This is a genomic window from Paenibacillus sp. A3 (assembly GCF_001399685.1).
Lineage (GTDB): Bacteria > Bacillota > Bacilli > Paenibacillales > NBRC-103111 > Paenibacillus_G.
The window spans coordinates 1-8878 of the sequence record NZ_JTHN01000066.1; the positions used below are offsets into that span (position 1 = coordinate 1).

Annotated in this window: 6 protein-coding genes; 4 read left to right on the top strand and 2 right to left on the bottom strand. The window is 53.2% G+C overall.

What is annotated here, in order from left to right:
• Positions 1-573 (bottom strand): DMT family transporter (locus QJ48_RS09725; protein ID WP_157261577.1); only part of this gene is annotated, 573 nt, incomplete at its 3' end.
• On the bottom strand, positions 570-1424 hold the full coding sequence (locus QJ48_RS09730; RefSeq protein WP_054973432.1) for an AraC family transcriptional regulator: 855 nt from the start codon (positions 1422-1424) through the stop codon (positions 570-572). The genes QJ48_RS09730 and QJ48_RS09725, both read right to left, overlap by 4 nt.
• Positions 1425-2060: 636 nt before the next feature.
• On the opposite strand from QJ48_RS09730, the gene QJ48_RS09735 reads away from it, so the two are divergent.
• The 4 genes from QJ48_RS09735 to QJ48_RS09750 form a co-directional block, all read left to right on the top strand.
• Positions 2061-2810 (top strand): thioesterase II family protein, encoded by a 750-nt coding sequence (locus QJ48_RS09735; protein WP_082420433.1) that lies wholly within the window; start codon positions 2061-2063, stop codon positions 2808-2810.
• 303 nt (positions 2811-3113) lie between these two features.
• The gene (locus QJ48_RS09740; protein WP_082420432.1) at positions 3114-4919 is read left to right on the top strand and encodes an ABC transporter ATP-binding protein; all 1806 of its coding nucleotides are present in this window, start codon (positions 3114-3116) and stop codon (positions 4917-4919) included.
• On the top strand, positions 4894-6675 hold the full coding sequence (locus QJ48_RS09745; RefSeq protein WP_054973435.1) for an ABC transporter ATP-binding protein: 1782 nt from the start codon (positions 4894-4896) through the stop codon (positions 6673-6675). Before QJ48_RS09740 ends, QJ48_RS09745 begins: the two co-directional genes overlap by 26 nt.
• An 81-nt stretch (positions 6676-6756) precedes the next feature.
• Positions 6757-8878 (top strand): condensation domain-containing protein (locus tag QJ48_RS09750; protein ID WP_063858058.1); only part of this gene is annotated, 2122 nt, incomplete at its 3' end.

Below are 8878 nucleotides of genomic sequence, written 5' to 3' on the forward strand. Positions count from 1 at the left end.
AAAAAAGACACGGCGGGTGCTGCCCACGGCAGGATAGCCAAGCTTGCTGATATGACGCATCAAAATGGAATAGGCCCACCGAAACAAGCAGGCGAGAATAGCCAGAACATCGCCTAGCGGATTCAGTTTTAAAATATAGCTGCCATTCAAGGTGATTAAGACAATACCGAGGATCGCGACGATGAACCCGATGAAAAACTGCAGATGCAGCGGCTCCTCCCTCAGCAGAAAATGCGCTAGGACGGCAGTGATAAACGGAGCAAGGGAAACGATAATCCCTACATTTGAGGCCAAGGTATGGACTAAGGCGATATTCTCGAGCAAAAAATACATGGTAACGCCGCAAAGCCCGGCCCCTGCGAAGAGCAGCTCCTCTCGAATGCGTCCCGTTTTGAAGAAGCGCGGATAAACCGCCCACAGCACGAAATAGCCGAGAATGAAACGAAAAACCAAAATTTCAAGGGGGGTAAATTCCACCAGCAAAACCTTGGTCGAGATAAAGGTTGTCCCCCAAATCAATATGGTCACAAACGCCGCAAAGTGAGCGGCAGCTTTTTTTCGGGAATCCGTCATACGTCCTCCTTGGGAACGGAGCGCTCCATCGGGTTGGCATGGAGGAAGATGCGCATATACTGCCGGGGAGTTAAACCGATGAATCTTTTGAAAAAATTCGTAAAATGACTTTGATCGCTGAATCCGGTTTGATGCGCTGCGTCAACGGGAGCAATGCCTTGCTCCAACAACTTCTTGGCCCTGCCGATCCGTATCGTCTCTAGATAATTATAAGGGGAAATTCCTCTCTGCCGGGTGAAGGACCGCAGAAAATGATATTTGCTGAGGCCAACCATACCGCTCAACTCATCCAACGTGATTTTTTGGAAATAATTTGTTTCCATATAATCGCAAACCGCTTGAAACTCGGAATCACGCTCCTGGGCCGTTCCCTCGGCGGAAGTATCCGAATAGTCCTGCATAAGCTGTCCGATCAGAAAAAAGAACAATTCCTCTTTTACAAAGTCCGTCTCCCCTTCACAGATCATGTGGTGCAGTTCCTGCAAGGAGGATGCAAGCTCGCTTCGGCAAATCACGTTATGCGTGAAAACAGGCAAATAATCGCGGCCGGTGATCTCGAATACAACCTGTCTCATCCGATCCGGCTGTATATTGATACAGCGGTAATCCAATACTTTCTCATCAATCTGCTCGCAGGAATGAATATCCCTGGGATTGAAAATAAGAATATCGCCGGGATGAATGGTATAGTCCTGATGATTACACTGCAAATACCGCTGACCTTCTTCGATAAATCCAATCACGTAATAGTCATGAAAATGGTTGGGGAATTTTTGCATAATCCCTTCAAAACGATAGGCTTCTATCTGCAAATCCGTGTCATAGCACACGGTTCTAATCTCATTGGGCATGTTTTTCCTCCTTAGCAGTTCCTCCCTGTAACTATATCAGAAAGCCCTCAAAGAAGAATTGGATGATATTGCTCAATCGTATTCGCGTAGCGTTTTTAATTACGAACAATCATTATAGGTCTTAAGTCTTAGTTTTTGTGAATGTAAGCTTGACATGATTCGACATGAGCGTTTTTTTGTGAAGCCTTGCCGGAAACCGTTTTGCGTTAACGGAATCTTCGTTTCGATTTTATTAGTTTCGTAAATGACGACAAAATGGCTATGAATAAATAGGATATGGAATGTCTAATGGAACCGGACTTTTTTAGAGTTGTTTTAAGAAAATCGGCGTCAATTTACCGTTTCTTTAGAATTAAAATGAATGAAATGTAAAATGAATAAGCCAATCTGTCGGGAAAAAGTAAAAGTAAAAATGGAAAATAAATATGATTTTATTACATAAATGAATGAAAATGGTTATTTTGTTTCCTGTAAATTTCTTTTCCTAAAATTAGGATAATCGTCTCATGCCAATGGGTCCTAATATTTGTATATAATTAGCAGAGAATGGGATTCAATCTTCGACAACACTATAGGGGGGTAGACATGATTTCACGAACGCCTTCTTGGTTTCTGAATGCCGAGGCCAGCTCGAGCATGAAGCTTCGTTTATTCTGCTTTCCATATGCGGGTGGCGGAGCGTCGGTATTCGGTAACTGGAAACGAAAGTTTCCGTCAGAGATTAAAGTATGCCCCGTGCAGCTCCCCGGTCGGGAAAGCAGAGCATTGGAGAGCCCGCTCAACTCGCTTCCGGACATCGTGCACTCGCTTGTTTCGGAAATGACGCCATTCCTGCACTCTCCGTTTGCTTTTTTCGGTCATAGCATGGGGGCGCTGATTGCTTTTGAAACGGCCCGAAAGCTGTACCGGGAACACCAGATATTGCCTGCACATTTCTTCGCATCAGGAAAAGCCGCACCGCACTATGCCTCAGGAAAAAAAATACTTCATCGTCTTCCGGACGACCAATTCAAGAATGAGCTTCGGCTCATCAAGGGAACACCGGAAGAGATTTTGGACAATGACGAATTGATGCAAATTGTTATGCCTCGACTGCGCTCGGATTTCGCCGTTTGCGAAACGTACGCGTACCATCCGGAAAATCCGTTGAACTGCCCGATCACCGTTTTTGGAGGGGCACAAGACCATGATGTGAGCGTAGACACGCTTCGCGCCTGGCAGGAGCATACAAGCAGCGAGTTCAAGCTGCAGCTGTTTGAAGGCGATCACTTCTTTCTCCATCAGCAGGAGACGGAGGTTATTGACAGCATTCTGCACGTATTGTCGGCGTCAAAGAAACCGGCTGTTTTCCGCCAGGACATGGTCCATGTCAATGGTTTAGGTTAAGCCGGAAGAAGATCACCTCTTGTTATTGTGGACAACTTCTCCTTTATACTTCATAAATTTTATCGGAATAATATGAATTTAGTCGCTAGGGTACGCTGAGACTTGACGTTTATCGAAAGGGTGGAAGAGAAGCCGGATAAACCTACTAGAATGCGAAAGGAGATAAAGATGATAACCACATTTTGAAGCTTTGGAATTCAAGGCTCCTCGGCTATCTGCAAAGACTATGGACAGGCAAGACGTAATTGACGGTTTGGCGGCTGCTGAGCCATCGAAAGCCGTCCGATGATAGGAGGCTCCCTTTTGTCCAAACGAAACCCTGCTTTTTCCAGATTGGCCCGCTATGTCAAACCTTATTTTCCATGGGTTGCGCTCACGGTGTTCGCTTCCCTCTGTGTGGCCGCCATCGACATCGTGTTAGGCAAAGCCATCGAACGGTTGGCCGAGGGAACGATCGATTCGCCCATCGCCATGATTTTTATGGTCCTTGGAATGGTACTGGTCGGAATGCCGTGCAAATTTGTCATCAAATACGCTTCGGCAAAATTTAGCGTCAGCGCGTTAAGGGATTTGCGAAACGAGCTGGTGGACCGGTTCGGCGATCTGACGATGTCGAACGTGGAGCGCCGCTTTACGGGAGATCTGGTCTCCCGGCTGACGAACAATACCGCCGTGCTTCAAAACTTCTTCATCCAGCATTTCGCCAACCTCTTTTATTTGCCGGTTGTTTTTATAGGCGCGCTGACCTTGCTCTTGCTCACAAGCTGGAAGCTGGTGCTGTCCAGTCTGGTGCTGATGCCGCTCGGCATCGTCTTGGCCGCTTTGATGAACAAGCCGATTCAAACGTATTCGGCTCAGCTTCAGGAGAAGATCAGCGAGCTGAATGTCGTGGCCCAAGATGCGATCGGCGGGATTGCCATTATCAAGGCATTCAACATGCAGGCGGCCTTTTTGAAAAAATATACGCTGATCATGGATGAGGTGATCAGACAAGGCTTGCGCATGGAAAAGCGATATGCGGCGATCACGCCGATAGGCGTCGCGCTCTTCTCTACGCCCATGATTCTGGTCATAGCCTACGGCGGTTATTTGATTGCGCAAGGGGAGCTGAGCGCAGGCGGGATCGTCCTGTTTCTCTACCTCATTACGTTCATTCTGCAGCCGATTTCGATGCTCCCGACGATGATCTCGCAGATCAAAGAAGCTGCGGGAGCCGCCCAGCATTTGTTCGAGGCGCTGGATTGGCCGGCGGAACGGAAAGGGCAAATGAACCTGCCGATTCGGCCCGCTGCCGCCCCGGTACGGTTCGAGGCGGTGACATTCTCCTACGACGGCGAAACGAAGGTGCTGGACGGGATCAGCTTTCAGGTGAACGAAGGCGAGACGGTAGCGATTGTCGGCGGCAGCGGAGGCGGCAAAAGCACCCTTTTTAAGCTGCTGTGCGGATTTTACGAGCCCGAGCCGAATGGCGGCGGCACGATCGAAGTACTCGGCCGGCCCCTGTCCGATTGGGATCTGGCCGAGCTGCGTACCCGCCTATCGCTGGTGTCTCAGGAATCGTATCTGTTTCCGGCCACCATTGCCGAAAATATCGGTTACGGGCGCGCAGGCGCTACCCGCGAGGACATCGTCGAGGCGGCGAAAGCCGCACATGCGCATGAATTTATCATGCAGCTTCCGCAAGGCTATGAGACGCTGCTCGGCGAACGGGGAGGCGGTCTGTCCGGGGGGCAAAAGCAGCGGATTGCCATCGCCAGGGCGTTCCTGAAGGACACTTCCCTGCTGCTGCTGGACGAGCCTACCTCGGCGCTCGACAGCCATTCCGAGGCGCTTGTGCAAAGCGCCCTGAAGAGCATGATGGGAGGCCGTACCGTGCTCGTCATCGCCCACCGGTTGTCCACCGTCCGGCAGGCCGACCGCATTATCGTGCTGGATCAGGGGCGGATCGCGGAGAGCGGGACGCACGACGAGCTGCTGCGACATAACGGAGTGTACAGCAAATTATACGTTCAGCAGTTTGCAGCTGCGGAGGACGAGGATACCGCCGGACTTGACCGTTCGCAGGCGGCAAGGGGGGGAGAGCGTGACCTTCAAGCAGGGGTTCGATGATTTTCGGCACATGATGTCGTTTATGAAGCCGCGAAGCAAGCTGTACTACATCGGCTTGTTCGGCAACAGCCTCACCAACGCAAGCGTCCCGATTTTGCTTTCTTTCGTGCTCCGGTACCTGCTTGATTTTGTGGTCAACCGGGATACGGCGGAGCTTTACCGGGCGATTTATCTGGTGTGCGGCACGTTTTTGGCGCTGAGCATTTTATCGCCCTTATGCAGCTATGCATACCACCGTTGCGTGAAATTGACGTTGGCAGACATCCGCCTGCAATTGTTCGCGCATATCGGCCTGCTGCCATACCGGGCTGCGGAAAGCCGTCACTCCGGCGATCTGATTTCCCGGATGACCAACGATGTACAGACGCTGGAACGGGCGTATACGGAATATATGCGATCCATTATTTTGGAAATCACGATGTTCGTCAGCTCGATTGTGATCCTGCTTGCGCTGGACTGGCGCTTTGCCATGGTCACGGTCGGACTGACCCTGCTGTCAGCCTGGCTGAATGCAAGGTTCGCGGGAAGGATGCGAGCGATAAGCGGACGGCTGCAGGAGCAGACGGCACGGTTCACGGAACGGCTCAGCGATCTGCTGACCGGCCTTCAGGTGGTCAAACTGTTCGCCTTGAAAGGAAAGGTCGGCCGCATGTGCAGCGAAGCCAGCGACGAGGTAAGCGAGACAGGAATCAAGCAGGGCCGCCATCTCGGTCTGCAGGACGCGTGCAATTTCTTCATCGAGTTTCTGACCTTGGGAGGCATGCTGGTGATCGGCCTCCTGATGGTCACCTGGAAGCAGATGGAGCTTGGCACGCTCGGGCAAATCGTACAGCTGCAAACCGGCATTTCGGCGGTGTTTCTTCAGCTCGGCTCGGCCGTCTCGCTGATGCAAAATTCGTTTGCGAGCCTGACCCGGATCCGCGAGATTTTGGACGAACCGGGGGAGCCGGAGCGTTTTTCCGAAACGGTTGCGCCGTCCGATCAAGCGCCGGTTGCGGCTTCCCCGCAAACGGCCCTGGAATTAAGCGGCGTTTCGTTCGGCTACGATCCGTCCCGCGCGGTGCTGCGACGGCTTAATCTGACGGTAGCGGAGGGGCGGACGACGGCGCTCGTCGGTCCGAGCGGAGGCGGCAAAAGCACCGTCATGAAGCTGCTGCTGGGCTTCTATCCTCCGGATGAGGGAACGGTGACGATCCGGGGAAAGTCGGCGGGACACTATACGCTGGCAGAGATCCGGGACTTCATGGCTTACGTCCCGCAGGAGTCGACGCTGTTTCACGGCACCGTCGCCGAGAATATTCGTCTCGGTTCTCCCGGAGCCTCGATGGAGGAAGTGGAGGCCGCAGCGAAAGCGGCATATGCCCATGCGTTCATTACCGAGCTGCCGGGCGGCTACGATACCGTCGTCGGCGAGCGGGGCGTCAATCTGTCCGGCGGCCAGCGCCAGCGCCTTGCCATTGCCCGGGCGCTGCTGAAGAACGCGCCGATTTTGCTGCTCGACGAAGCGACGTCGGCGCTGGACGCCGAATCGGAGCATGAGGTGCAGCAAGCGGTTCAGGCGCTTATGCAGGGGCGGACGACCCTCGTCATCGCCCATCGGCTGTCCACGGTGGAGCAGGCGGACGTCATTTGCGTCATTGCCGATGGCGAGGTGAAAGAGAAGGGGACTCATGAGCAATTGCTTGCCGAAAGGGGGCATTATGCCGAACTGTACCATCTGCAGTTCCGTGCGGACCCGGCCGGACAACCGGCCTGACGTCCGCCGGCTGCGAATCGGCAGGCAGACGGCGTTTCAATAGGATATCTTTTCCAAATATTTTCACAAAGGGAGAGACTTATGAGCGGAAATACAATCCAGTTTTATTCGTTAACGCAGCCTCAGCAGCGGATTTGGTATACGGAACTGCTTTATCCGCATCGCAATACGTCCACCATCATCGGGACGGTTAAAATAAGAGGACATGTGCAGATCGACGCCTTGAAGCAAGCCATCAACCAAGTGATTGCCCTCAACGATTCGTTTCGCATCCGCATCGTGTCGGATAACGGGGTTCCCCGGCAATATGTGAGGCCGCATGCCGATCAGGAAATCGAATGCCTCGACCTGGACTTGGTGCAGGCGGAGGAATGGGTGCGCCGCCATAATCTGGTGCCGTTCGAGCTGCTGGATTCGGATTTGTACCGGTTCGTTATTGTTCGGATCGGCGAGAAAGAAACCTGGTTCAATTTTAAAATGCATCACATCGTAACCGACGGCGTGTCCATGAATCAGGCGGTCAATCAAATCAGCGAGCATTACTCGCAGATCGTCAGCGGGAAGACTGCGGCCGCTGTGGGGAAAAACAAGCCTTCCTATCTCGATTTTATTCAGGTGGAGCAGGAGTACGAGCAATCGGACCGCTATCAGAAAGATCGAGCGTACTGGATGAACAAATTCGGCGAATTCCCGGAGACGCTCGGGCTGAAATCCTATAATCCGTTGACGCTCGGCACAGCCGCCAGACGGGAAAGCGTCGTGCTGAACGACGGGCTTTATCAAGGAGTGAAAGCTTTTTGCGAGCAAAACGGGATCGGTCTGTTCACGTTCTTCTTGACCGCTTTGTATATTTACATGTACAAAATGACGCAAGAGCAGGATATTCCGATCGGAACGCTGTACGCGAACCGGACGTCGAAGAAAGAAAAAGATACGCTCGGCATGTTCGTCAGCACGGTCGCAACCCGGGTTCGGGTGGAGCCTGAGTCCGAGCTGCTGGCGTTTCTGCAGAACGTAGCCAAAGAACAGGCTTCGATCCTGCGCCATCAGCGCTATCCTTACAACAAAATTGTTCAGGACCTGCGGGAAGCCCGGCGCAGCCAGGATATCCAGCGCTTGTTCGGGGCGTCCATCCAATACCGTACGCTGAGCTTTGCTCCTTTCGGCGATTCGGTCATGCAGGCGGACAACGATTTTTGCGGGGATATCGTGAACGACTTCGATATTCACATGGTCGAAATGCTGGATGACGGAAAGCTTGTCCTGTATCTGGATTACCGTATTGAACTGTTTGATGAAAATGAAGTCGCGCAACTGATCCGGCAGTTCCTTTGCGTGGCTGAACATATGATCGAGAGCCCGACCCAAAAAATACTTGATTTATCGCTGATTGACGCCGAGGAGCGCGGCAAGATTCTGAACGTCTTCAACGACACGGCGGCGGATTACCCGCGGGAGCAGAGCATCGGCGCGCTGTTCGAAGCGCAGGCGGAGCGGACGCCGGAGCAGACGGCGGTCGTGTGCGAGGATGCGAAGCTGACCTACCGCGAGCTGAACGAACGGGCGAACCGTCTGGCGCGGACGCTGCGGGCCGCAGGGGTGGAGCGCGATGAGCCTGTCGCAATTTTAGCCGAGCGTTCCGTCGAGATGGTGGTCGGGGTGCTGGCGATTTTGAAGGCCGGAGGCGCCTACGTGCCGGTTGATCCGGACTACCCGGAGGAGCGCATCCGCTACCTGCTGGACGATTCGGGAGCCAAGCTGCTGCTAACGCAGCGCCAGGAGCTGGTGCGCACGGACTTTGCGGGTACGGTCGTAGATTTGAGCGATGAAAGGGCTTACAACGAAGACGCCTCGAATCTGGAGCCGGTGAGCGATCCGGAGGATCTGGCCTATGTGATCTATACGTCGGGAACGACGGGCAAGCCAAAAGGCGTCATGGTCGAGCACCGCAACGTGGTCCGGTTAGTAAAAAATACGAATTACGTCCGGTTGGACGAAACGACGCGCATTTTGCAGACGGGGGCGGTCGTGTTCGACGCGTCGACGTTTGAAATATGGGGAGCGCTGCTGAACGGCGGGCAGCTGTATTTGGTCGGCAGCGACGTTATTTTGAATGCGGATCGTCTACGGGAAGCGATCCGGGAGTACGGCATCACGACGATGTGGTTGACCGCGCCGTTGTTCAATCAATTGACGCAGCAGA

Coding starts and splice junctions, on each gene's coding strand:
- QJ48_RS09735 (WP_082420433.1), top strand. CDS start 2,061: ATGAAGCTTCGTTTATTCTGCTTTCCATATGCGGGTGGCGGAGCGTCG.
- QJ48_RS09730 (WP_054973432.1), bottom strand. CDS start 1,424: ATGCCCAATGAGATTAGAACCGTGTGCTATGACACGGATTTGCAGATA.